Here is a 22,351-nt window from a genome sequence, read left to right on the forward strand (position 1 = left end):
CACTGTGGGTGCGACTCGGGTGAGTCAGACGACCGCGCCGCGTCCCGGGTCGTCCTCCTCGTCGTCCCCGCTGTTCATCCGCACCACCAGCGTGGCGAAACCACCGAGGAAGCCGCCGATGCCGAGCGTGGTCAGCCACCACGTCATCTGCCAGCCCAGCAGCACGGCCAGCAGGATGAGCAGCGGGCCGCCGAGCACGGCGAGCCAGGCGAACTTGGCCGTGACGTCGGCCTCGGGCAGCGGCGGCGGCTCGGGCGGCACGAAGTGCCCCTCGTCGTCCGCGTCGAAGTCCTTCTCGGAGGGCTCCGGCGTGGTGTAGTCACGCGGGCCGCCGCTGCCGGAGCCGACGCCGGGCGCGAAGGAGACGGAGCTGCCGAGCGGCTTGTCGGTTCCTGCCCTGCCGGGACCGGACTTGTCGATGCCGGACTTGCCGTCCGCCGTCCCGTCCGGGCCGTCCGAGGGGCCGTTCGTCTCCGTCTCCAGGAGCGCCAGGTCCTCGATGGACTTGAAGGGCTTGGCGCCCGGCGGGTCCGCGGGCTCCTCGCCGTACCCCGCGACGATCGCCCGCCAGGCGGCGTCCTCGTCCAGGGGCACGCCGTCCGCGGGCGTCCCGTCCACAGGGGTACCGTCCGCGGGCACCTTGCTCTTCTCGGGCTCGCGGCTGTCCTCGCGGTCCGCCTCGTGCTCAGCCACCGGTGGCCGTCCCTTCCTTACCGACGCTGGGGGCGAGCCGGCCGATGAACGCGTGACTCTCCTCGAAGATCCGGTCCGCATCGTGGTCCAACGTCGCGACGTGGTAGCTCTGTTCCAGCAGGATCTCCGTGACATCGGTGGAGGAGACGCGGCTGAGGATGCGGGCCGAGTCGGCGGGCGGCACCACGTGGTCGCGCGGGCTGTGCAGCACCACGAGCGGCTGGGTCACCTGCGGCAGTTCGGCGTCGACCAAGCGGAAGAAGCGGCGCAGGGAGTGCGCGGCGTGCAGCGGGATGCGGTGGTACCCGATCTCTTCGGAGCCGGGCTTCGCGATGTCGCTGACGATGCCCTTCGTGCTCGGCACGAGGTGACGGGCGACGGGCAGCGCGTGCGCGGCGAGGCCGTGCACCTTGTTCCCCGGGTTGACGAGGACGAGGCCGGCGACCGCGTCACCGTGCTTCGCCGCCAGGCGCAGCGCGAGCGCCCCGCCCATGGAGAGCCCGAAGACGAAGACCCGCTCGCACCGCTCGAGGAGCGACCGCAGCTCGCGCTCCACCTCGGCGTACCAGTCCTGCCAGCCCGTGACCTGCATGTCCTCCCAGCGTGTGCCGTGGCCGGGCAGGAGCGGCAGCGAGACGGTGAGGCCGCGCTCCGCGAGGTACTCGGCCCAGGGGCGCAGCGACTGCGGGGATCCGGTGAAGCCGTGGCAGAGGAGGACGCCGACCTCGCCGCCTTCGTGGCGGTACGGCTCGGCTCCGGGGAGGACCGGCACTTCGGTCTCCTTCGTGAGAGGTGGGAGTACTTCACCGTACGCGACCGGACTGACACCGACCAGGGTCGTCGGGCCCATTGGCCGTACCCCGGGTTAAGGTCTGATCCACAGACACAGGAGGCACTCGGTTTGATCTACGGCGCAATGAAGGTTGCCATCGGAGGGCCGCTGAAGCTCGGCTTCAGGCCCTGGGTGGAGGGCCTTGAGAACGTCCCCGCCGAGGGCCCCGCGATTCTGGCGAGCAACCACCTCTCGTTCTCGGACTCCTTCTTCCTCCCCGCGGTCCTCGACCGCAAGGTCACCTTCATCGCCAAGGCGGAGTACTTCACCTCGCCCGGTGTGAAGGGCAAGCTCACCGCGGCCTTCTTCAAGGGCGTGGGCCAGCTGCCGGTGGACCGCTCCGGCGGGCGCGGCGCGGGCGAGGCGGCCATCAAGAGCGGCATCGAGGTCCTGGAGCGCGGCGAGCTCTTCGGCATCTACCCCGAGGGCACGCGTTCGCCCGACGGGCGCCTCTACCGGGGCAAGCCGGGTGGCCTCGCGCGCGTGGCGCTCGCCACCGGCGCGCCCGTGCTCCCCGTCGCGATGATCGACACCGAGAAGATCCAGCCGCCGGGCAAGGTCATGCCCAAGCTGATGCGTCCCGGCATCCGCATCGGCAAGCCTCTCGACTTCACGCGCTACCAGGGCATGGAGCAGGACCGCTTCGTGCTGCGCGCGCTGACCGACGAGGTCATGTACGAGATCATGAAGCTCTCCGGCCAGGAGTACGTCGACATGTACGCGACGGCCGCGAAGCGAGAGATCAGCGAGGCGGCGAAGGCGGCCAAGACGGCGGACAAGGCCGACAAGGAACGGTCCGGCTCCTAGCCGCGTCCGTTCAGGGGTGGGCACACGGGCGGGCGGCGGGGGACACGGCATGGCCAAGCGCGAAAAAGTCATGAGGATGTCGGTCGAGCAGCCGCTGTGGCGCGCGCTCACCGCCTACCGCGTCCTGACGATGCTGTACGCGATCGGGCTCTTCGTGGCGGCGCACGAGGAACTCGACCGCCCCTGGCTGGCCGTCGCCTACTACGCGGTGCTCGTCCCCTGGACCCTGGCCACCCTGCCCCGCGTCGCGAACGCGGCGAGCTGCACCCGGCGGTTCCTGGTCGCCGACCTGACCGTCGCGCTCGTCGGCATCCTCCTGACGCCGCTCGCCGACTCGCACCAGCGCATCGTCGACGGCGTCCCGACGCTGCCCTCCATATGGACCGCGGGCTCCGTGCTCGCGTTCGCCATCAAGGGCGGCTGGCGCTGGGCGGCATCGGCGTCCCTGCTGGTGGGCGTCGCCAACGTGGTGCAGCGCGGCGCGTTCAGCCGCGACACCCTGCACAACGTCCTGCTGGTCTGCATCGCCTCCATCGCCATCGGCTACGTCGTGGAGCTGGCCCGCGCCTCCGAGCGCACCCTCGCCCGCGCCCTGGAGATAGAGGCCGCCACCCGCGAGCGCGAGCGCCTCGCCCGCGACATCCACGACAGCGTCCTCCAGGTCCTCGCCATGGTGCAGCGGCGCGGCACCGCCATCGGCGGCGAGGCCGCGGAGCTCGGCCGGCTCGCCGGTGAGCAGGAGGTCGCCCTGCGCACCCTGGTCGCCGGGGGCATGGTGCCCGCCTCGCACGTGTCGGAGGACATCGCGCAGGGCGCCGTCGTCCGCGCGGTCGAGGTGCCGGACGACGAGCCGGACGACGCGGCACCCCGCGACCTGCGCTCGCTGCTCGCCGGGCACGCGGGCTCGAAGGTCACGCTCTCCGAGCCCGGGGCACCGGTGCTCCTCGCGCCGGGGGCCGCGAGGGAGCTCGCGGCCGCTGTCGGCGCCGCCCTGGACAATGTCCGCAGGCACGCCGGCGCGGAGGCCCGCGCGTGGATCCTGGTCGAGGACGAGCCCGACGAGGTGATCGTGACGGTCAGGGACGACGGTCCCGGCATCCCGGAGGGGCGGCTCGTGGAGGCGGAGGGGGAGGGCCGCCTCGGTGTGGCCCTGTCGATCCGGGGGCGGCTGCGGGACATCGGGGGCACGGCCGAGCTGATCTCGGTACCGGGCCAGGGCACGGAAGTGGAACTGAAAGTGCCGCGCGAACAGGCGCGGGACACACGGGGGAAGGCGGGAAAGGCGAGATGAGCGAGCAGCAGCGGCGACAGGAACCGGCCACCGGGGCCACGGGGCCCGGCGGGGACGGGCGGGCGGCGGACCCGATCAAGGTCATGGTCGTCGACGACCACCCCATGTGGCGCGACGCCGTGGCCCGTGATTTGGCGGAAGCCGGTCTCGACGTGGTCGCCACGGCGGGCGACGGCGAGCAGGCGGTGCGCCGCGCGCAGGCCGTCGCCCCCGACGTCCTGGTCCTCGACCTGAACCTGCCGCTGAAGCCGGGCGTGCAGGTGTGCAAGGAGCTCGTCGGCGCCAACCCGGCGCTGCGCGTCCTGGTCCTCTCGGCGAGCGGTGAGCACGCCGACGTCCTGGAAGCGGTCAAGTCCGGCGCGACCGGCTACCTGCTGAAGTCGGCGTCCACCGAGGAGCTGATCGACGCGGTGCGCCGTACGGCCGTCGGCGACGCGGTCTTCACGCCCGGCCTCGCGGGCCTGGTCCTCGGCGAGTACCGCCGCCTGGCCACCGAGCCCGCGGCCGGCACCCCGGAGGACCCGAAGGCCCCGCAGCTCACCGACCGCGAGACGGAGGTCCTGCGCCTGGTCGCCAAGGGCCTCAGCTACAAGCAGATCGCCGAGCGCCTGGTCATCTCGCACCGCACCGTGCAGAACCACGTCCAGAACACCCTGGGCAAGCTCCAGCTGCACAACAGGGTGGAGCTCGTGCGGTACGCGATAGAGCGAGGCATCGACGGCGCCTGACCCCTCGTACGAGTGAACGTGCAAGATCAACTCCCCTGTACAGCAAGGGAATTGGCCGTGCGCACCGTGCCGCAGTGACCTGGATCACCATTAGCGTGACTCGCATCAGGTCACTGAGGCGAAGGGACTGCTCCTATGGGGGTCAAGAAAATCGGCGTGCTGACCGGTGGCGGCGACTGCCCCGGGCTCAACGCGGTGATCCGCGGCGTCGTCCGCAAGGGCGTGCAGGAGTACGACTACGACTTCGTCGGCTTCCGGGACGGCTGGCGCGGTCCGCTGGAGGGCGACACCGTCCCGCTCGACATCCCCGCGGTCCGCGGCATCCTGCCGCGCGGCGGCACCATCCTCGGCTCGTCGCGCACCAACCCGTTCAAGGCGGAGAACGGGGTGCGCCGCATCAAGGAGAACCTCGCCAAGTACGAGGTGGACTCCCTCATCGCGATCGGCGGCGAGGACACCCTCGGCGTCGCCGCGCGGCTCACCGACGAGTACGGCGTTCCGGTCGTCGGCGTCCCGAAGACCATCGACAACGACCTCTCCGCCACCGACTACACCTTCGGCTTCGACACCGCCGTCGGCATCGCCACCGAGGCGATCGACCGCCTGCACACCACCGCCGAGTCGCACATGCGCGTCCTGGTCGTCGAGGTCATGGGCCGCCACGCGGGCTGGATCGCCCTGCACTCCGGTCTCGCGGGCGGCGCGAACGTCATCCTCATCCCGGAGCAGCGCTTCGACGTCGACCAGGTCTGTGCCTGGGTGACCTCGCGCTTCAAGGCGTCGTACGCGCCCATCGTCGTCGTCGCCGAAGGCGCGATGCCCAAGGACGGCGAGATGGTCCTCAAGGACGGCACGCAGGACTCCTTCGGGCACGTCAGGCTCTCCGGCGTCGGCGAGTGGCTGGCCAAGGAGATCGAGGGGCGCACCGGCAAGGAGGCGCGCACCACCGTCCTGGGGCACGTGCAGCGCGGCGGCACCCCGAGCGCCTTCGACCGCTGGCTCGCCACGCGGTTCGGGCTGCACGCGATCGAGGCCGTGCGGGACGGGGACTTCGGGAAGATGGTCGCCCTCAGGGGCACGGACATCGTCCGCGTACCGATCGCCGAGGCCACGGCCCGCCTGAAGACGGTGGACCCGGCGCTGTACGAAGAGGTCGGGGTGTTCTTCGGCTGAGCCCGGGCACTGCCGGGACGGCCCCCGCTCCGGGTGCCGTCCCGGCAGGCGCTCCCTAGACTGGCGGCCATGGAGATCCTGGCGTTCGGCGTGCAGTCCGACGAGAAGCCGCTGATCGAGAAGGCCTTCCAGGGACACCACGACGTCCGCTGCCTCGACGTCTTCCTCAACGAGGACACCGCCCCCATCGCCGCGGGCTACGAGATCGTCTCCTCCAGCGTCAACGCCACGCTGAACAACCGCGTCCTGCAGACCCTCGCCGCCGGCGGGACGCAGATGATCGCCCAGCGGTCCACCGGATTCAACAACATCGACCTGCTGGTCGCCGAGCGCCTCGGTCTGACCGTCGCCCGCGTCTCGTCCTACTCGCCCTACTCGGTGGCCGAGTTCGCCTGGACCCTCGCGATGGCCGTCAACCGCCGCATCGTCCGCGCCAGCAACCGCACCCGCGACTTCGACTTCCGCCTCGACGGCCTGATGGGCCGCGACCTGCGGGGCCGCACGGTCGGCGTGCTCGGCACCGGCAAGATCGGCGAGGCGTTCACCCGGATCGCGCACGGCTTCGGCATGCGCCTGCTCGGCTGGGACGTCACCGAGAACCCCGCCTGCGTCGCACTCGGCATGAAGTACGTGGACAAGGCCGAACTCCTCGCCGAGGCCGACCTCGTCAGCCTGCACGTGCCGCTGCTCCCGTCCACGCAGCACCTCATCGGCGCCGAGGCGCTGCGGACGATGAAGGACGACGCGATCCTGGTGAACTCCAGCCGCGGCGGCCTGATCGACACCGAGGCCCTGGTCGGCGAGTTGCGCGCGGGACGCTTCACGGGGGTGGGCCTGGACGTGTACGAGGCGGAGGCGGGCCTCTTCTTCCTCGACAAGTCCCTGGAGGTCGTCGCCGACGACACCCTGGCCCGCCTCGTCACGTTCCCGAATGTCGTGGTCACGTCCCACCAGGCGTACTACACCGCGGACGCCGTCGGCCAGATCATCGACACCACGGTGCGCAACGTCCTGGACTACCTGGCGGGCCGCCGCTCCGACAACGTCCTCGTCCCGGCCCCGGACAGGAGCTGACCGAGCAGTTCCCGCACGATGCCGGCCCCGCGCAGCGTCAGCACCGACTCCGGGTGGAACTGCACACCCGCGAAGGACTCCCCGCGCACCGCGTGCACCTCGCCGGTCGCCGCGTCCCTGCTGACCTCGATGCCGTGCGCGGCGAGCTCCACCGCCGCCTCGTCGTCGCAGCGCGCCACGAAGCTGTTGTAGAAGCCGACGGTCTCGGTACGCCCGAACAGGTCGATGCCCGTCTGCGCGCCCTGGTACGGCACCTCCTTCCGTACGATCTCCAGACCCAGCTCGGCCGCGATCAGTTCGTGCCCGAGGCAGACGCCGAGCACGCCGTGCCGGTGCGTGCGGAGCACCTCCGCCGCCAGCGAGCGCAGGAAACGCATCTTCGGGTCGGCCGGGTCGGACGGATCGCCCGGACCCGGGCCGAGCACCACGGGCCCCTCATGCGCGAGCACGGCCTCCCGCAGCCCCTCCTCGGCGTACCGCCGCACCGACACCCGCAGCCCGCAGGAGCGCAGGACGTGCGCGAGCATCGCCGTGAACGTGTCCTCGGCGTCGACGACGAGCGCGTGCCCGGCCAGGTCGTCCGCGCGCTCCTGCATCCGCAGCCAGAACGGCGCGAGCGCCGCGCGCCGCCCGTCGAGCGCCGCCCGCACCCGGGGATCGTCGGCGAGGGCGGGCCGCGCGTCCTCCTCGCGGGGGCGCCCGGGGCGTACGCCGAGCGCGGCGAGGACGCCCGCGGCCTTCGCGTGCGTCTCGGCGACCTCGCTCATCGGGTCGGAGCCGCGTACCAGCGTGGCGCCCACCGGCACTCGCAGCCGCCCCGCCGCCGAGATGTCGGCGGTGCGGATGAGGATGGGGGAGTCCAGTGTCTGCGCGCCGCCCGCGTCCCGGCCGATGAGCGCGAGGGCGCCCGCGTAGTAGCCGCGTCCCCCCGCTTCGTGCCGTTCGATGACCCGGCAGGCGTTCTGCACGGGCGACCCGGTGACGGTCGCCGCGAACATCGTCTCCTTCAGGACCTCCCGCACGTCGAGCGACGACTTGCCCCGCAGCTCGTACTCCGTGTGCGCGAGGTGGGCCATCTCCTTGAGGCGCGGCCCGACCACCACACCGCCCATGTCGCCGACCGTGCACATCATTTTGAGCTCCTCGTCGACGACCATCGAGAGCTCCTCGATCTCCTTGCCGTCGGAGAGGAAGGCCAGCAGGTCGTCGGCGGTGGGGCCGTCGGCGGGGTAGCGGTAGGTGCCGCTGATCGGGTTCATGACGACGGTCCCGCCGGACATCCGCACGTGCACCTCGGGGCTGGCCCCGACCAGCGTCCGGTCCCCGGTGTGCACGACGTACGTCCAGTACGCACCCCGCTCGCCGACGAGCAGCCGCCGGAAGAGCGCGAGGGCGTCCGCACGTGCAAAGCCCGGGATCTCACCCTCGTACGTCCGCCGGATGACGAAGTTGGCCCCTTCGCCCCGCCCGATCTCCTCGCGCAGGACCCGCCCCACGATGTCCGCGTACGCCGCGTCGTCCACGTCGAAGGCCCCGCCCTCGACCCGTACGTCGTGCGCGGGCAGCGCCGCGAGGGCATCGGCGAGCGGCACCTCGTACCGCTCGTCGGGCGTCAGGACCGTCAGCGGTGTGCCGTCGTCACGGACGTCGAAACCGCGCTCCCTGATCTGCCGGAAAGGCACGAGGGCGAGGCCCTCGGGGATGTCCGCGAGGCGTTCGTACGTACCCGTCGGGCCGGTCAGGACCTCGACCGTGTCGTGGTCGCGGCCCGGGGTGCGGCGGCGCAGCAGGGCGAAGGGGCGATCGTCGGACAGGAGGTCGGTGAGGTACGTGGGGTGCATGGGGCTGGTTCCTTCTCACTCGGAGAGGAACGGCCCGGGCCCCGGCGAAGTCCGGAGAACACTGAAGGCCGCCCCTCGGGCGGCCTTCGCGAGTCTGTGTGCGCGCAGAGTCAGTGGGCCGCCGGATGAGCGGGCCACCACCAGTTACGAGTCGTCGTCTGCGCGTGCATGTCCCGCACCCTAGCGCATCATCAGGAGATCGAGGCTCTCGTCGAGGTACGCGCCGAGCTCCGCGTCGGACGGCACGACCGAGGGCACCGCGTGGCCGAGCTGGGTGTGGCCCAGATAGACGCTGTACGCGAGGAGACCGCGCCGGCGCGCCTCCGCGGCGGGGAAGCCGAGGTCGGCGAAGAGCCCGGCCACGTACGCCACCCGGCGCTCGGTGACCTTCCGCAGGGCCGCGGCGACCTGCGGATGCCCGGCGGTCGCCAGCAGGGACACCTCGAGAGGGCCGGATGCGGCGGCGGTGATCGCCTCGGCGAAGAGCAGCCGGATCCGCTCGCGGGGGTCGGGCTCGGCCTCCACATGGCTGATCATCCCCTCGGTGTGGAGTTCGGCCCAGCGGTCGAGGGCGGCCTCGACGAGCGCGTCGCGGTTCGCGAAGTGCCAGTAGAAGCTGCCCTTGGTGGTGCGGAGGCGGACGGCGAGCGGCTCCACGGCGACGGCCGCGAGACCGCCCTCGCCGATCGCCGTCAGGGCGGCGTCCGCCCAGTCGTCGGCGGTCAGCCGGGGCTTCGCCGGGGACTTCTGCTGCTGCCGTTGCGCCATGTCCATACGCTACCGTACGGTCGACCATACGCCAGCGTATGGAGGTGTGTCGTGGGAATCGTGCGCAACGAACACGAGCGGGTCGTCGGAGCTCCGGCGGAGGTGGTCGGAGCCCTGCTCGACCGCCTGTCCGCCGAGGACGACCCGGTCTTCCCCGTCCCGGCCTGGGCGCCGATGACCTTCGACCGCCCGCTGGGCGTGGGCGCGACGGGCGGTCACGGCCCGATCCGGTACTCGGTGGCGGAGTACGAACCGGGCCACCGCGTCCGCTTCGCCTTCACCCCGCCCGGCGACGGCTTCCACGAGATGACGGTCGAGTCGCGCGGCGACGGGCGCTGCCTCGTGCGGCACGTCCTGGAGATGCGGCAGTCCGGCGTGGACCGCCTGCTGTGGCCCACGGCCGTGCGGCCCGTGCACGACACGATGCTCGAAGAGCTCTTCGACAACATCGAGCGAGCGGCGGCGGGCGGCTGCGCCGACCCCGTCCACTGGTCACCCCGGCTCCGGCTGCTCAACCGGCTCTGGTGGCCCAGGCCCGAGACGGTGGAGGTGCCCGGGGAGGCCCGCCTGCTCCGGGCTTCCGTGGAACGGCCCGGCTACCGGGACGCGTACCGCATGGAGCTGCGCCCCGGCCTGCCGCGCGACCCCGCCGCGTGGACCGGTGTCCTGCGCGACGCCTTCCCCGTCGTCGCCCGCGAGGGCGGCGAACTGCTGATGGACGTGAACACGGCAGGTCTCACGGCGCGCGCCTCGATCCTGGTGGACGAGCGGCACGTCACCCTCAGCACCGCCGTCCGCGCGGACACCGTGCGCTCCCGGCTCTACTGGGGCGTTGTGAAGCGGGTGCACCCCTTCATGGCCCGCACGATGCTCCGCCGCGTGCACCGAAGGCTCGCCCTCGCGGCACCGGCCGCCGCCGAGCGGGCGACACGAGCCGGTCACTCCGCTGTGTCTGCTCCGTCTCACTTCGTGAGCGGGTGAATGGACGGGGCGCGTCACCACGTAGTGTTGACGAGGTGACCGTGAACGCTAAGACCACCGCTGTCGGTGGCAACACCTGGCGAAACCTGCCCGCGGCGCAGCAGCCCGAGTACCCCGATGCCGAGGCTCTGCGCGAAGTGATCGCGGACCTCGAGTCGTATCCGCCGCTCGTCTTCGCGGGCGAGTGCGACCAGCTGCGTGCCCGACTGGCCTCTGTCGCCAAGGGAGAGGCGTTCCTCCTCCAGGGCGGCGACTGCGCCGAGGCCTTCGACGCCGTGTCCGCCGATCACATCCGGAACAAGCTGAAGACGCTGCTCCAGATGGGCGCCGTCCTCACGTACGCGGCGTCCGTGCCCGTCGTGAAGGTGGGCCGCATCGCGGGGCAGTACTCGAAGCCGCGCTCCAAGCCGACCGAGACCCGCGACGGCGTGACGCTTCCGACCTACCGGGGCGACTCCGTCAACGGATTCGACTTCACCGAAGAGGCCCGGATCCCGGACCCCGAGCGCCTGAAGCGGATGTACAACGCGTCCGCCTCCACGCTCAACCTGGTGCGCGCCTTCACCACCGGCGGTTACGCCGACCTGCACCAGGTGCACGCCTGGAACCAGGACTTCGTGAAGTCGTCCCCGTCCGGCCAGCGGTACGAGCAGCTGGCCCGCGAGATCGACAACGCGCTCAACTTCATGAAGGCCTGCGGCACCGACCCGGAGGAGTTCAAGACCGTCGAGTTCTACGCCTCGCACGAGGCGCTGCTCCTCGACTACGAATCGGCGCTGACCCGCACCGACTCCCGCACCGGCCGGCTGTACGACACCTCGGGCCACATGGTCTGGATCGGTGAGCGCACCCGTCAACTGGACCACGCGCACATCGAGTTCGCCTCCCAGGTGCGCAACCCCGTCGGCGTCAAGCTCGGCCCGACCACGACGGCCGAGGAGGCGCTGCAGTACATCGAGCGCCTCGACCCCGACCGCGAGCCCGGTCGGCTGACCTTCATCGTCCGCATGGGCGCCGACAAGGTCCGCGACAAGCTGCCCGAGCTCGTCGAGAAGGTCACCGCCTCCGGCGCGACCGTCGCCTGGATCACCGACCCGATGCACGGCAACACCTACGAGGCCGCCTCGGGTCACAAGACCCGCCGCTTCGACGACGTGCTCGACGAGGTGAAGGGCTTCTTCGAGGTCCACAAGGCCCTCGGGACCCACCCCGGCGGCATCCACGTCGAGCTCACCGGTGACGACGTCACCGAGTGCGTGGGCGGCGGCGACGAGATCTTCGTCGACGACCTGCACCAGCGCTACGAGACGGCCTGCGACCCGCGGCTCAACCGCAGCCAGTCGCTCGACCTGGCGTTCCTGGTGGCGGAGATGTACCGCGACCAGTAGTTCTCGTCCGTACGTGCGCGTGGGGCGCGGATCCGTGTGATCCGCGCCCCACCGGCGTATCCGGGGCTTTTGTGGGCAGGACGTCGCGGGTAAGGTTAGGTTAGCCTCACCGATCAATCGGGACGGCGCTACCGATGAGTCCTGCCCGGGAGGTGAAACCGCGTGTACGTCTGCAACTGCTTCGGGGTCACCGAGGCGCAAGTGAAGAAGCACGCGGCGGACGGTGCCTGCACCCCCCGCCAGATAGCGTCGGCCTGCAAGGCGGGCACGGACTGTGGTTCGTGCGTACGCCGCATCCAGGCGCTGCTCGGCCGGGGCGCCTGCCCCCGCCGTGACCTCGTGGACCAGGGAGAACCGGCTGTGGCGCTGGCTCCCGAGGCGGAACTCCCCGAGGCGGCCTAGCCCTGAGGGGTCGGTTCAGCTCTCCGGCTGCTCGATGAGCTGCGCGATGTAGAGCGCCTCGCCCAGCTTCTCGACGAGCTCGAGCTGAGTGTCCAGATAGTCGATGTGGTGCTCCTCGTCCTCGAGGATCGACTCGAAGATATTTGCGGACGTGATGTCGCCCTTGGCGCGCATCACCTCGATCCCGCGCCTGAGGCGGTCGATCGCCTCCACCTCGACCTGCCGGTCGGCCTGGAACATCTCGGTGACCGTCTGGCCCACGCGCACGTGGAAGAGCCGCTGGTAGTTGGGCAGACCGTCGAGGAACAGAATCCGGTCGGTCAGCACCTCCGCGTGCTTCATCTCGTCGAACGACTCGGCACGGGTGTACTTCGCGAGCTTCGTCCAGCCGAAGTTTTCCTGCATCTTGGCGTGGAGAAAGTACTGATTGATCGCCGTGAGTTCGGCGGTCAGCTGCTCGTTGAGAAATTCAATGACCTCGGGGTCGCCCTGCATCGCAGAGGCTCCTTCCACACGAGTGACTGGGCAGGTAGCGCGCATCCTTGCACCGGTGTTCGGAGGGCGTCCAGTAAGTGCAGGCTTAGTAGGAGTTGCCCCAATCGGTGCTGCCCGGGCTCCGGCTGGTCACGTCCACCGTCCCGGGTCTGTCAGGATGGAGTCATGGGTCAGCCGGCGGAACGCGCATCTCGACAGGCAGCGGAGCCGGAGCTTCCGCCGGGTCAGCGGTTGCAGCGCGGCTGGCCGGTCACGCACTACGGACCGGTCCCGAAGTTCCGGCCGGAGCGCTGGGAGTTCAGGGTTTTCGGGGCCACGGCGGACGGCGAGAAGCACTGCTGGTCGCACGAGGAGTTCTCCGCCCTGCCCTACGACACCGTTGTCGCCGATCTGCACTGCGTGACGAAGTTCAGCATGCTGGGCGCCGAGTGGGGCGGACTCCCGGCCCGCAAGCTCCTTGAACTCGTGCCGCCCGCGGACAACGCCACCCACGTCATGGTCTGGGCCGAGTACGGCTTCAGCTCGAACATGCGGATGTCGGACTTCGCCTCCGACCGATCGATTCTCGCCACGCACAAAGGCGGCGAACTGCTCACCGCGGAACACGGTTTCCCGCTCCGGCTCGTGGTGCCGCACCTGTACGCCTGGAAGGGCCCCAAGTGGGTGCGCGGCGTCGAGTACATGACGGCGGACCGCCGCGGTTTCTGGGAGGAGCGCGGCTACCACAACCTCGGCGACCCCTGGCTGGAACAGCGCTACTCGTACCAGGAGGAGCCCGGGGACGGCCCCGAGCTCTAGTCCCGCCGCCTCATCACGGGCCGCTAAACGGCCCTCAGCTCCTTCAGGCGCGCCACGTCCGCCGCGTGCCCCTCCTTGCCGCCGGGGGTCTCGATGATCAGGGGGACGCCTTCCGTGGCGGGGTGGAGCATCAGCTCGCGGAAGGGCTCCTCGCCGATGTGGCCGGTGCCGATGTTCTCGTGGCGGTCCTTGTGGGCGCCGACGACGTCCTTGGAGTCGTTGGCGTGCACGAGCTTCAGGCGGCCCTCGCCGACGGTGTCGACGAGGAGGTCCAGGGTCTGCTTCATGCCGCCCGGGCCCGTCAGGTCGTGGCCCGCCGCGAAGATGTGGCAGGTGTCCAGGCAGATCCCGAGCTTGGGGTGCGAGTCCAGCGCCTCGAAGTACGGGCCGAAGTCCCACGTACGGGAGCAGAGCGAGGCGCCCTGTCCCGCGGTCGACTCCAGGAGCAGGAACGGGTCGTCGTCGTGCGTCAGCTCGTCGAGGAGCGGCAGCATGCGCTCGCGCACCTGCTCCAGCGCGACGGTACGCTCCCGGCCGCCGGTCGCCGACCCGGTGTGCACGACGACGCCGAGCGCGCCGATCTCGCGCGCCCTGCGCAGCGAGTGGCGCAGGGAGTCCACGGACTTGTCGACGGTCGCCTCGGTGTGCGAGCCGAAGTTGATCAGGTACGGCGCGTGGACGTACGCGGGGATGTTCTCGGCGGCGCAGGCCGCGCGGAACTCCTCGTCCTGCTTCGGGTTGCCGGGCGGGGTGGCCCAGCCGCGCGGGTTGGCGACGAAGACCTGGACGGTCTCGGCGCCGAGGTCCCTGGCGTACGAGAGGCCGACGGAGGCGAGCCCGCCGGCCACGGGGACGTGACCGCCCACCGGATTGCGGGACACGGTGCTGGGGGAGTTGTTGCTGCTCACACCGTCAAGGGTGGCACGCGCCCGGGAGTGCCCCGTCAGGGGTCCCGGGCGCGGGGCCCGGCGCGCGGCGCTCAGCGGATCGTGATGGTGATCGTCGAGTTCTTGGGCGCCGTGTCGCCGCCGTCCACCGACTGCTTCTTCACCGTGTCCCCGAAGATCCCCAGCAGACCGCGGTCCTCGTCGACCTCGAAGCCCGCCGCCTCCAGCTTGTCCTTGGCCTCGTCGACGCTCATCCCGGTGACGTCGGGGACCTCGACCATCGGCGGGCCCTTGGAGATCGTCAGCTCGACCGTGTCGCCCTCGGCGATCGTCTTCTCGGCGGCGGGCGACTGCGCGGCCACGTCGCCCTTGTCCTCGTCGGAGTTGACCCGCGACGGGGCGATCTCCACCTTCAGCCCGGCGTCCTCCAGGTCGGCCCTCGCCTCGTCCTCGGACTCGCCGGTCACGTCGGGGACCTCGACCGGGCGGCCCTTGGAGACGACCAGGGCGACGGCCGAGCCCGCCTTGCGGGTGAAGCCGGCCCGCGGGTCCGTGCTGATCACGGAGCCCTTGTCGACGGACTCGTCGAACCTCTTGGTGACCATGCCCGGCTCGAGTCCGGAGTTCTTGAGCTCCTTCTTCGCCTTGGCCAGCGGGATGTTCTTGAGGTCCGGGACCTTCACGGTCTCCGGCCCCAGCGAGATGGTCAGCGTCACCCCGTCGTTCTGCCGGATGCGGTCGCCCGACGCCGGATCGGTCTTCATGACCGTGCCGCGCTTGTCCGTGTCGCTGTAGGTGCGCTTGATGTCCTTCACGTCGAGCCCGGCGTCGTCGAGCCGCTGCTTCGCCTGCGCCTCGGTCTTGGCCAGGAGCGGCGGGACCTCGGTGAACTGGCCCGAGTTGATGTACCAGACGCCGGTGCCGATGCCGAGGACGAGCAGGACGCCGGCTATGACCGCGAAGGTGCGCCGGCGCGGGTCGAACCGCTTGCGGGCGGGCTGGGCGGCGCCGGGCGGACGGGGTGGGCCGGGCGGCCCCGGTGGCTGCGTCGCCAGGATGCTGGTGCGGTTCAGCGCGTCCTGGCCGCCCGTGCCGTCCCCGCCGCTCCGCTCGCCCTCGGCGGGCAGCGGCAGCTGCACGGCGCGTGCCGCGCGCGGGATGACGCTCGTGCGGTCCTCGGAGCCGTCGTGATCCGCCGGGTGCGCCTGCGGCGGGACCGCGTCGAGCTGCTCCTCGGTCAGGGCGGCCCGCGCCTCCCTCGCCTGGGCGAGCAGTGCCACCGCGTCGTACGGCCGGATGTCGGGATGACGCGCCGTGGCGGAGGCGACCAGCTCGTCGAGTGCGAACGCGAGCCCGGGGACGGCCGCCGACGGGGGCGGGACGTCCTCGTTGAGGTGCTGGTAGAGGACCTGGGCGGGGGAGTCGCCGGAGTGCGGCTTGGCGCCGGTCAGCATCTCGTAGAGCACCACCCCGCACGCGTACACGTCCACGCGGGTGTCCGCCGTGCCGTGCTCGATCTGCTCGGGGGCGAGGTACGAGACGGTGCCGAGGACCGTGCCCGTCGTGTTCGTGACGGTGTCCACCGCGCGGACGAGCCCGAAGTCGGCGACCTTCACGCGGCCGTCGTCCCCTATGAGGACGTTCTCCGGCTTCATGTCGCGGTGCACGAAGCCCGCGCGGTGCGCGGCGCCGAGCGCGGCGAGGACCGGCTCCAGGATGTCGAGCGCGGCCCGCGGCTGCAGCGCCCCGCGCTCGCGCAGCACGTCGCGCAGGGTGCAGCCCGCGATGTACTCCATCGCGAGGTAGACGTACGCCCCGTCCGTGCCCTGGTCGAAGACGCCGACCACGTTCGGGTGGGAGAGGCGCGCCACCGACTTGGCCTCGCGGATGAAGCGGTCGACGAAGGAGGCGTCCGCCGCCAGCGTCGGATGCATCACCTTGAGCGCGAGCACACGGTCGAGGCGGGTGTCCACGGCCCGGTAGACCGTGGCCATCCCGCCGACCGCGATGCGCCCGTCGATGCGGTAACGGCTGTCGAGCAGCTGCCCGACGAGCGGGTCCTGAAGGGTCGTGTCCACGGGGGGAGTCTACGAGCCACCGCCGACAGCCCATCTCGTCCGGGGGGATTCACCGCCGTACTGCAGCCGAGCTGTAACAGGGCCCGCCCGGGGAGCAGGACCTCAGAACGCGGGCCGCTCCGGATCGAGCCGTGCCATGCCCTCCACGGGGGAGGACGCCTCGGCGAAGTGCCGGCGCGGAATCCGTCCGGCCCGGTGCGCGAGGCGCCCGGCCTCCACGCCGTACCGCATGGCCTCGGCCATCAGGACCGGCTCCTGCGCCCGCGTCACCGCGGAGGCGAGCATCACGCCCGCGCACCCCAGCTCCATCGCGATCGCCGCGTCGGACGCCGTGCCCGCGCCCGCGTCGAGGATCACCGGCACGCGCGCGTGCTCCACGATCAGCTGGAAGTTGTGCGGGTTGCGGATGCCGAGACCGGAGCCGATGGGCGACCCGAGCGGCATGATCGCCGCGCAGCCCACGTCCTCCAGCCTCCGCGCGAGCACCGGGTCGTCGTTCGTGTACGGCAGCACCGTGAAGCCGTCGTCCACCAGCGTCTCAGCGGCGTCCAGGAGCTCGACCGGGTCGGGCAGCAGGGTGCGCTCGTCGGCGATCACCTCCAGCTTCACCAGATCCGTGCCGAGCGCCTCCCGCGCGAGCCGGGCGGTGAGGACGGCCTCGCCCGCCGTGAAGCAGCCCGCGGTGTTGGGCAGGACGCGGATGCCGAGCCGGTCGAGCACGGAGAGCACGGAACCCTGGACGCCCGGGTCGAGGCGGCGCATCGCGACCGTGGTCAGCTCGGTGCCGGACGCGACGAGGGACCGCTCCAGGACGTCGAGGCTCGGCGCCCCGCCCGTGCCCATGATCAGGCGTGAGGAGAGAGTGAGCCCGCCGATGACGAAGGGGTCGTCTGCCATGGTGTTCAGCCTCCCTGGACGGCGGTGAGTACTTCGACGCGGTCGCCCGCGGAGAGGGCCGTGGTGGACCACCGCGCGCGCGGGACGACGGTTTCGTTGACGGCGGCGGCGACACCGGAGTGCGCCGAGGAGAGGGTGGCCACGAGGGCTTCGAGCGTGGTGCCCGAGGCCACATCGCGTTCCTCCCCGTTGACGGAAACGGCGAAGGGTGTGCTCATGCGGGCTGCTCCGTGTCGTGCTGCGTGCGGGCCGGGGCGGAGTTCTCGGGAGACGTGCCGTCGAAGCGGCGCGGGGTGAACGCGCGTGCCTCGTCCGGGAGTTCACCGGTGGTCAGGGCGTGCGCCATGACGTCGCCCGTGACGGGCGTCAGGAGGACTCCGTTGCGGTAGTGACCGGTGGCCAGATGCAGCCCGGCGAGCCGCGTCGGGCCGAGCATCGGCGCGTTGTCGGGCGAGCCGGGGCGCAGGCCCGCGCGGGTCTCGGTCAGCGGCAGCTCGGTGATGCCGGGCACGAGCTCGTGCGCGTCCCGCAGGAGTTCGTACACGCCGCCCGCCGTGACCGTGGTGTCCCAGCCGAGCTCCTCGCTGGTCGCGCCGACGACGAGCTCGCCGTTCTCGCGCGGCACGAGGTAGACGTGGCTGCCGCGCACCACGGCCCGCACGGTGCGGCTCAGGAAGGGGGCGTACGGCTTCGGCACGGAAAGACGCAGGACCTGCCCCTTCACGGGCCGCACGGGCGGCAGGACGTCGTCGGGGACGCCCGCGAGGCGCCCGCTGAGGCTGCCCGCCGCGAGGACCGTCAGGCCCGCGCCCAGTTCGGTGCCGTCCGCGAGGACGACGCCGTGCGCGCGGTCGCGTACGACCGAGAGGCGCTCGGCCCAGGCGCGGTGGAAGACCACCCCGGCCCGCCCGCAGGCCGCCACGAGCGCGCCCGCGAGCCGGCGCGGGTCGATCTGGTGGTCGCCGTCGACCCGCAGCCCGCCGCGCACACCCGGCGCGAGCATCGGCTCCAGGCGGCGGCACTCGCGGCCGCTCAGCCACTCGGACTCCAGGCCCGAACGCTGCTGCAGGGCGTGCAGTTCGCGCAGGTGGGCGCGGTCGTCGGAGTCAAGCGCGACAGCGAGCGTGCCGCACGCGCGGTAGCCGAGGTCGTGGCCGCTCGCCTCGGTCAGCTCGTCGGCGAAGGCCGGATAGCGCCGGGCGGACGCGATGTTGAGGCCGAGCAGCGTCTGCTCGCCGTAGTGCAGTTCGGTGACGGCGGCCAGCATGCCCGCCGCGACCTGGGCGGCGCCGCCGCCCGGCTCGGGGTCCACGACCGCCACGGAGAGCCCGCGCTGCGCGGTCCGCCAGGCCGTGACCAGGCCGATGATGCCGCCTCCGACGATCAGGACGTCGGAGGTGGCGGACGGTGCCGTCGTGGCCGATGGCGTCGTGGCCGGTGTCGTACATGAATGCATGGGCGTCCAGCCCCTCCCTTCGCCGGCATGACCCGGATCAGGTTCGTACGGTCGGAGGCCGTCCCAGCCTCCCTCTCAGCCCGGTGCGTCCGGGCTCCCGCGAGTGCTCTGCACGGGCCACCCTAGCCCGTCGCTCCACGCGGCAGTAGGGGAGCTGTCCGGGTATGGGCGATGACGGTGTGTCAGAGATCTCCTCGACCGCATCTGAGGGCGCTGTCGACAAGCGTCCTACAGTGATCGGGTGAGCGAGCAGCAGAGCCAGAGCGAGCAGCAGGGCCGGAGCGAGCGGCAGCGGCAGAGCGAACAGCACGGGCGGAGCGAACAGCCGGGGCAGGGTGGGAAGCAGCGGCAGGCGGACCGGCACGTCGTCATCGTCGGCGCGGGGATGGCCGGCGTGCAGACCGCGGTGGCCCTGCGCGAACAGGGCTTCGCGGGCCGGGTCACGCTCGTCGGCGCCGAGCCGCACCCGCCGTACGACAGGCCGCCGCTGTCCAAGGCGGTGCTGCTCGGCAAGGCGGACGGCTCGGCCTTCGACATCGACTTCGAGGCGCTCGGCATCGGGCTGAACCTGGGCCGCGAGGTCACCGGCGTGCGCCCCGCCGACCACGAGCTGGACACCGCCGAAGGGCCCGTCTCCTACGACGTCCTGGTCCTCGCGACCGGCGCCGAACCGATCCGGCTGCCCGGCACCGAGGGCGTCCCCGGCGTGCACCTCCTGCGCACCCTGGACGACGCCGAGCGGCTGCGCCCCGTCCTCGCGGGGCAGCACGACGTGGTGGTCGTCGGGGCGGGCTGGATCGGCGCGGAGTTCGCGACCGCCGCGCGCGAGGCGGGCTGCTCCGTCACCGTCGTCGAGGCCGCGGGCCGACCACTCGCGGGGGCGCTCCCCGAGGAGGTCGCGGCCCCCATGGCGGGCTGGTACGCGGACTCCGGGACGGTCCTGCGCACCCACGCGCGCGTGGAGCGCGTCGAACCCGGCGCCGTCGTCCTGTCCGACGGGACCACGCTGCCCGCGACCGCCGTCGTCGTCGGCATCGGTGCACGGCCCGCGACGGGCTGGCTCACCGGGTCCGGCATCGAGCTCGGCACGCACCGCGAGGTCGTCGCCGACGAGGGCCTGCGCACGTCGGCGCCCGACGTGTACGCGGTCGGGGACTGCTCCTCGTTCCCCTCGGGCCGGTACGGCGAGCGGCTCCTCGTGCACCACTGGGACAACGCCCTCCAGGGGCCGCGCGCGGTGGCCGCGAACATCATCGGCGAGACCCCGGCCGCGTACGACCCCGTGCCGTACTTCTGGTCGGAGCAGTTCGGCCGCTTCGTGCAGTACGCGGGGCATCACGCCGGTGCCGACGAGCTGGTGTGGCGCGGGGACCCGGACGGCATGGCCTGGTCGGTGTGCTGGCTGCGGGACGGCGCCCTGGTCGCGGTCCTCGCCGTGGGGCGTCCCAGGGACCTGGCCCAGGGCCGCCGACTGATCGAGTCGGGCGCGCGGCTGGACCCGGGACTGACGGCGGACCCGTCGGTGCCGCTCAAGAAGGCGGTGCTGTAGCGGGGCTCTCCGGGGGGCTTTCCAGTGGGCTCTCCAGTGAGGCAGTGCCATCCGGTGTGTGTCAGTGGCCAGAGATACGCTGGTGGCGTGACCGAGATTGACGCAAAGATTGATGCTCTCGTCCCCGAGTGGCTGCACCTCCCCGACATCGCGGAGATGCTCGACATCGAGGTGACCCGTGTGCGCCAGCTGGTCAAGGAGGGCCAGCTGATCGCCGTGCGCCGCGGTGAGAACCGGGCGCTCCAGGTGCCGGCCGCCTTCATCGACGGCGACAAGGTCGTCAAGGGCCTCAGCGGCACCCTGACGCTCCTGCGGGACGACGGTTTCTCCGACGAAGAGATGCTCGAATGGCTCTTCACCCCCGACCCGAGCCTGCCCGGCACCCCCGCGCAGGCGCTGAGCGAGAATCGCGGCACGGAGGTGAAGCGCCGCGCCCAGGCGCTGGCCGTTTGACCTGATCTGATCGCACCATCGACATCGGGGGGACTTCTCCATGGCCGCAGACCGGCTCGCCGACGCCCGGCTCTACCTGTGCACGGACGCCCGCAGGCGCCAGGGGGATCTCCCCGAGTTCCTCGACGCCGTCCTCGCGGGCGGCGTCGACATCGTGCAGTTGCGCGACAAGGGCATGGAGGCCGGTGAGGAGCTGGAGCACCTCCAGGTCTTCGCGGACGCCGCCCGCAGGCACGGCAAGCTCTTCGCCGTGAACGACCGCGCGGACGTCGCCCACGCCATCGGCGCCGACGTGCTGCACCTCGGCCAGGGCGACCTGCCCGTCCCCGCCGCCCGCGCCATCCTCGGCGGCGGCGACGACGTGCTGATCGGCCGGTCCACGCACGCCGAGTCGGAGGCCGCGGCGGCCGCCGTCCAGGAGGGCGTGGACTACTTCTGCACGGGTCCCTGCTGGCCCACGCCCACGAAGCCGGGCCGCCACGCCCCGGGCCTCGACCTGGTCCGGTACACGGCCTCGCTCGGCACGGACCGCCCCTGGTTCGCCATCGGCGGCATCGACGCGGACAATCTCGACGAGGTCCTCGAGGCGGGTGCGCGGCGCGTCGTCGTCGTACGGGCGATCACCGAGGCCGACGACCCCGGCGCGGCCGCCGCGGAGTTCGCGAAGCGGCTGCGTGCCGCCGCGGGGACGTCTGTGTGAGCGGTCGCCGAGCAAGGGACCGGGAGTGTCCGATCCGTGGACAAGAAACAGGCAAACCGGCCAAAACTCCCGGGCCCGGTTGGGGGACCGCCCAGGCCTGGCTAACCTGCCCATATGGCCCTAGGCACAGCTTCGACCAGGACTGACCGTGCGCGCACGGTTCGCGACATGCTCGCGACCGGTAAGACGACGTTCTCGTTCGAGTTCTCCGCGCCGAAAACCCCGAAGGGGGAGCGGAACCTCTGGAACGCGCTGCGCAGGGTCGAGGCGGTCGCCCCGGACTTCGTCTCCGTGACCTACGGTGCGGGTGGCTCCACCCGCACCGGCACGGTCAGGGAGACCCAGCAGATCGTCGCCGACACGACGCTGACGCCCGTCGCGCACCTGACCGCGGTCGACCACTCCGTGGCCGAGCTGCGCAACATCATCGGGCAGTACGCGGACGCGGGCATCAGGAACATGCTCGCGGTCCGCGGCGACCCGCCCGGCGACCCGCTCGGCGACTGGATCGCCCACCCCGAGGGCCTCACCTACGCCGCCGAACTGGTCGAACTCATCAAGGAGTCCGGCGACTTCTGTGTGGGCGTCGCCGCCTTCCCCGCGATGCATCCGCGGTCGCCCGACTGGGATTCCGACACCCGGCACTTCATCGACAAGTGCCGGGCCGGCGCGGACTACGCGATCACGCAGATGTTCTTCGACCCGGAGGAGTACCTGCGGCTGCGCGACCGCGTCGAGGCCGCCGGCTGCGCGACGCCGATCATCCCCGAGATGATGCCGGTCACCAACGTCCGCCAGCTCGACCGGCTGCCCCAGCTCAGCAACGCCGTGTTCCCGGCCGAGCTGAAAGAGAGGATCCTCGCGGTCAAAGACGATCCCGCCGCTGTACGCTCCATTGGCATCGAGTTCGCGACGGAGTTCTGCGCGCGGCTGCTGGCCGAAGGTGTGCCGGGACTGCACTTCATCACGCTCAACAACTCCACGGCGACGCTGGAAATCTACGAAAATCTGGGCCTGCACCACCAGGCCTGAAACGGCCGTACCCGTACCCGTACCCGCG

The 22,351-nt window shown here is 71.6% G+C and carries 24 protein-coding genes and 1 riboswitch; of the genes, 13 read left to right on the forward strand and 11 right to left on the reverse strand.

What is annotated here, in order from left to right; all coding sequences use genetic code 11:
• Positions 1-24: 24 nt before the first annotated feature.
• Positions 25-693: a hypothetical protein gene (locus AC07DO_RS04950; protein ID WP_479057103.1), complete on the reverse strand. Its 669-nt coding sequence runs from the start codon at positions 691-693 to the stop codon at positions 25-27.
• Positions 686-1,465 (reverse strand): alpha/beta hydrolase, encoded by a 780-nt coding sequence (locus AC07DO_RS04955; RefSeq protein ID WP_479057105.1) that lies wholly within the window; start codon positions 1,463-1,465, stop codon positions 686-688. Before AC07DO_RS04955 ends, AC07DO_RS04950 begins: the two co-directional genes overlap by 8 nt.
• 132 nt (positions 1,466-1,597) lie before the next feature.
• On the opposite strand from AC07DO_RS04955, the gene AC07DO_RS04960 reads away from it, so the two are divergent.
• From AC07DO_RS04960 to AC07DO_RS04980, 5 genes are all read left to right on the forward strand, one after another.
• A complete protein-coding gene (locus AC07DO_RS04960) occupies positions 1,598-2,332 on the forward strand; it encodes a lysophospholipid acyltransferase family protein (RefSeq protein ID WP_479057526.1) in 735 nt (244 codons plus the stop codon).
• 49 nt (positions 2,333-2,381) lie between these two features.
• Entirely contained in the window at positions 2,382-3,623 is a 1,242-nt protein-coding gene (gene macS, locus AC07DO_RS04965) for a MacS family sensor histidine kinase (RefSeq protein ID WP_479057107.1), read from the forward strand.
• Between the two features lie 83 nt (positions 3,624-3,706).
• Positions 3,707-4,351, forward strand: coding sequence for a response regulator (locus AC07DO_RS04970; RefSeq protein ID WP_479057527.1), 645 nt, complete (start codon positions 3,707-3,709; stop codon positions 4,349-4,351).
• A 135-nt stretch (positions 4,352-4,486) separates the two neighbouring features.
• Entirely contained in the window at positions 4,487-5,524 is a 1,038-nt protein-coding gene (locus AC07DO_RS04975; RefSeq protein WP_479057109.1) for a 6-phosphofructokinase, read from the forward strand.
• A 69-nt stretch (positions 5,525-5,593) separates the two neighbouring features.
• Positions 5,594-6,598, forward strand: coding sequence for a 2-hydroxyacid dehydrogenase (locus AC07DO_RS04980; RefSeq protein WP_479057111.1), 1,005 nt, complete (start codon positions 5,594-5,596; stop codon positions 6,596-6,598).
• On the opposite strand, the gene AC07DO_RS04985 is transcribed toward AC07DO_RS04980, so the two are convergent.
• The 3 genes from AC07DO_RS04985 to AC07DO_RS04995 form a co-directional block, all read right to left on the reverse strand.
• The gene (locus AC07DO_RS04985) at positions 6,541-8,439 is read right to left on the reverse strand and encodes an anthranilate synthase family protein (protein WP_479057113.1); all 1,899 of its coding nucleotides are present in this window, start codon (positions 8,437-8,439) and stop codon (positions 6,541-6,543) included. The two genes, AC07DO_RS04980 and AC07DO_RS04985, sit on opposite strands and share 58 nt — an antisense overlap.
• Before the next feature lie 110 nt (positions 8,440-8,549).
• Entirely contained in the window at positions 8,550-8,609 is a 60-nt protein-coding gene (locus AC07DO_RS04990; RefSeq protein WP_106977022.1) for a trp operon leader peptide, read from the reverse strand.
• 10 nt (positions 8,610-8,619) lie between these two features.
• Positions 8,620-9,213 (reverse strand): TetR/AcrR family transcriptional regulator, encoded by a 594-nt coding sequence (locus tag AC07DO_RS04995; protein ID WP_479057115.1) that lies wholly within the window; start codon positions 9,211-9,213, stop codon positions 8,620-8,622.
• Positions 9,214-9,267: 54 nt separating this feature from the next.
• Here AC07DO_RS04995 and AC07DO_RS05000 point away from each other — a divergent pair, with 54 nt between their 5' ends.
• The 3 genes from AC07DO_RS05000 (at position 9,268) to AC07DO_RS05010 (ending at position 11,978) form a co-directional block, all read left to right on the forward strand.
• Positions 9,268-10,188 carry an SRPBCC family protein gene (locus tag AC07DO_RS05000; RefSeq protein ID WP_479057116.1) on the forward strand — a complete coding sequence of 307 codons (921 nt, stop codon included), beginning with the start codon at positions 9,268-9,270 and terminating at the stop codon, positions 10,186-10,188.
• Between the two features lie 35 nt (positions 10,189-10,223).
• Positions 10,224-11,576 carry a class II 3-deoxy-7-phosphoheptulonate synthase gene (locus AC07DO_RS05005; RefSeq protein ID WP_479057117.1) on the forward strand — a complete coding sequence of 451 codons (1,353 nt, stop codon included), beginning with the start codon at positions 10,224-10,226 and terminating at the stop codon, positions 11,574-11,576.
• A gap of 162 nt (positions 11,577-11,738) precedes the next feature.
• Positions 11,739-11,978 (forward strand): (2Fe-2S)-binding protein, encoded by a 240-nt coding sequence (locus AC07DO_RS05010; protein ID WP_150166871.1) that lies wholly within the window; start codon positions 11,739-11,741, stop codon positions 11,976-11,978.
• Positions 11,979-11,993: 15 nt separating this feature from the next.
• Here AC07DO_RS05010 and bfr read toward each other — a convergent pair whose 3' ends face one another.
• Positions 11,994-12,473, reverse strand: coding sequence for a bacterioferritin (gene bfr / locus AC07DO_RS05015; RefSeq protein ID WP_479057528.1), 480 nt, complete (start codon positions 12,471-12,473; stop codon positions 11,994-11,996).
• A 165-nt stretch (positions 12,474-12,638) separates the two neighbouring features.
• Here bfr and AC07DO_RS05020 point away from each other — a divergent pair, with 165 nt between their 5' ends.
• Positions 12,639-13,271, forward strand: coding sequence for a sulfite oxidase-like oxidoreductase (locus AC07DO_RS05020; protein WP_479057118.1), 633 nt, complete (start codon positions 12,639-12,641; stop codon positions 13,269-13,271).
• A gap of 23 nt (positions 13,272-13,294) precedes the next feature.
• Here the strand turns inward: AC07DO_RS05020 and AC07DO_RS05025 are convergent, their stop codons facing one another.
• The 5 genes from AC07DO_RS05025 to thiO form a co-directional block, all read right to left on the reverse strand.
• On the reverse strand, positions 13,295-14,179 hold the full coding sequence (locus AC07DO_RS05025) for a deoxyribonuclease IV (RefSeq protein ID WP_479057119.1): 885 nt from the start codon (positions 14,177-14,179) through the stop codon (positions 13,295-13,297).
• A gap of 71 nt (positions 14,180-14,250) precedes the next feature.
• Positions 14,251-16,236, reverse strand: a complete 1,986-nt coding sequence (gene pknB, locus AC07DO_RS05030; protein ID WP_479057120.1) for a Stk1 family PASTA domain-containing Ser/Thr kinase — start codon at positions 16,234-16,236, stop codon at positions 14,251-14,253.
• Between the two features lie 102 nt (positions 16,237-16,338).
• Positions 16,339-17,133, reverse strand: a complete 795-nt coding sequence (locus AC07DO_RS05035) for a thiazole synthase (RefSeq protein ID WP_479057122.1) — start codon at positions 17,131-17,133, stop codon at positions 16,339-16,341.
• Between the two features lie 5 nt (positions 17,134-17,138).
• Entirely contained in the window at positions 17,139-17,351 is a 213-nt protein-coding gene (gene thiS / locus AC07DO_RS05040) for a sulfur carrier protein ThiS (protein ID WP_479057124.1), read from the reverse strand.
• A complete protein-coding gene (gene thiO / locus AC07DO_RS05045; RefSeq protein ID WP_479057126.1) occupies positions 17,348-18,589 on the reverse strand; it encodes a glycine oxidase ThiO in 1,242 nt (413 codons plus the stop codon). The genes thiS and thiO overlap by 4 nt, the downstream gene beginning before the upstream one ends.
• A riboswitch (TPP riboswitch) is annotated at positions 18,587-18,700 on the reverse strand. Its footprint overlaps the gene before it by 3 nt.
• Positions 18,701-18,974: 274 nt before the next feature.
• Here thiO and AC07DO_RS05050 point away from each other — a divergent pair.
• From AC07DO_RS05050 to metF, 4 genes are all read left to right on the forward strand, one after another.
• Positions 18,975-20,138 carry an NAD(P)/FAD-dependent oxidoreductase gene (locus AC07DO_RS05050; protein ID WP_479057529.1) on the forward strand — a complete coding sequence of 388 codons (1,164 nt, stop codon included), beginning with the start codon at positions 18,975-18,977 and terminating at the stop codon, positions 20,136-20,138.
• A gap of 87 nt (positions 20,139-20,225) precedes the next feature.
• Positions 20,226-20,591 carry an Rv2175c family DNA-binding protein gene (locus AC07DO_RS05055; protein WP_479057127.1) on the forward strand — a complete coding sequence of 122 codons (366 nt, stop codon included), beginning with the start codon at positions 20,226-20,228 and terminating at the stop codon, positions 20,589-20,591.
• A 40-nt stretch (positions 20,592-20,631) separates the two neighbouring features.
• The gene (thiE, locus tag AC07DO_RS05060) at positions 20,632-21,291 is read left to right on the forward strand and encodes a thiamine phosphate synthase (protein WP_479057129.1); all 660 of its coding nucleotides are present in this window, start codon (positions 20,632-20,634) and stop codon (positions 21,289-21,291) included.
• Between the two features lie 114 nt (positions 21,292-21,405).
• Complete coding sequence (gene metF / locus AC07DO_RS05065; protein WP_479057131.1) at positions 21,406-22,323, forward strand: methylenetetrahydrofolate reductase [NAD(P)H]; 918 nt, start codon at positions 21,406-21,408, stop codon at positions 22,321-22,323.
• Positions 22,324-22,351: the final 28 nt, after the last annotated feature.

Source organism: Streptomyces sp. NPDC045678, from assembly GCF_056432085.1.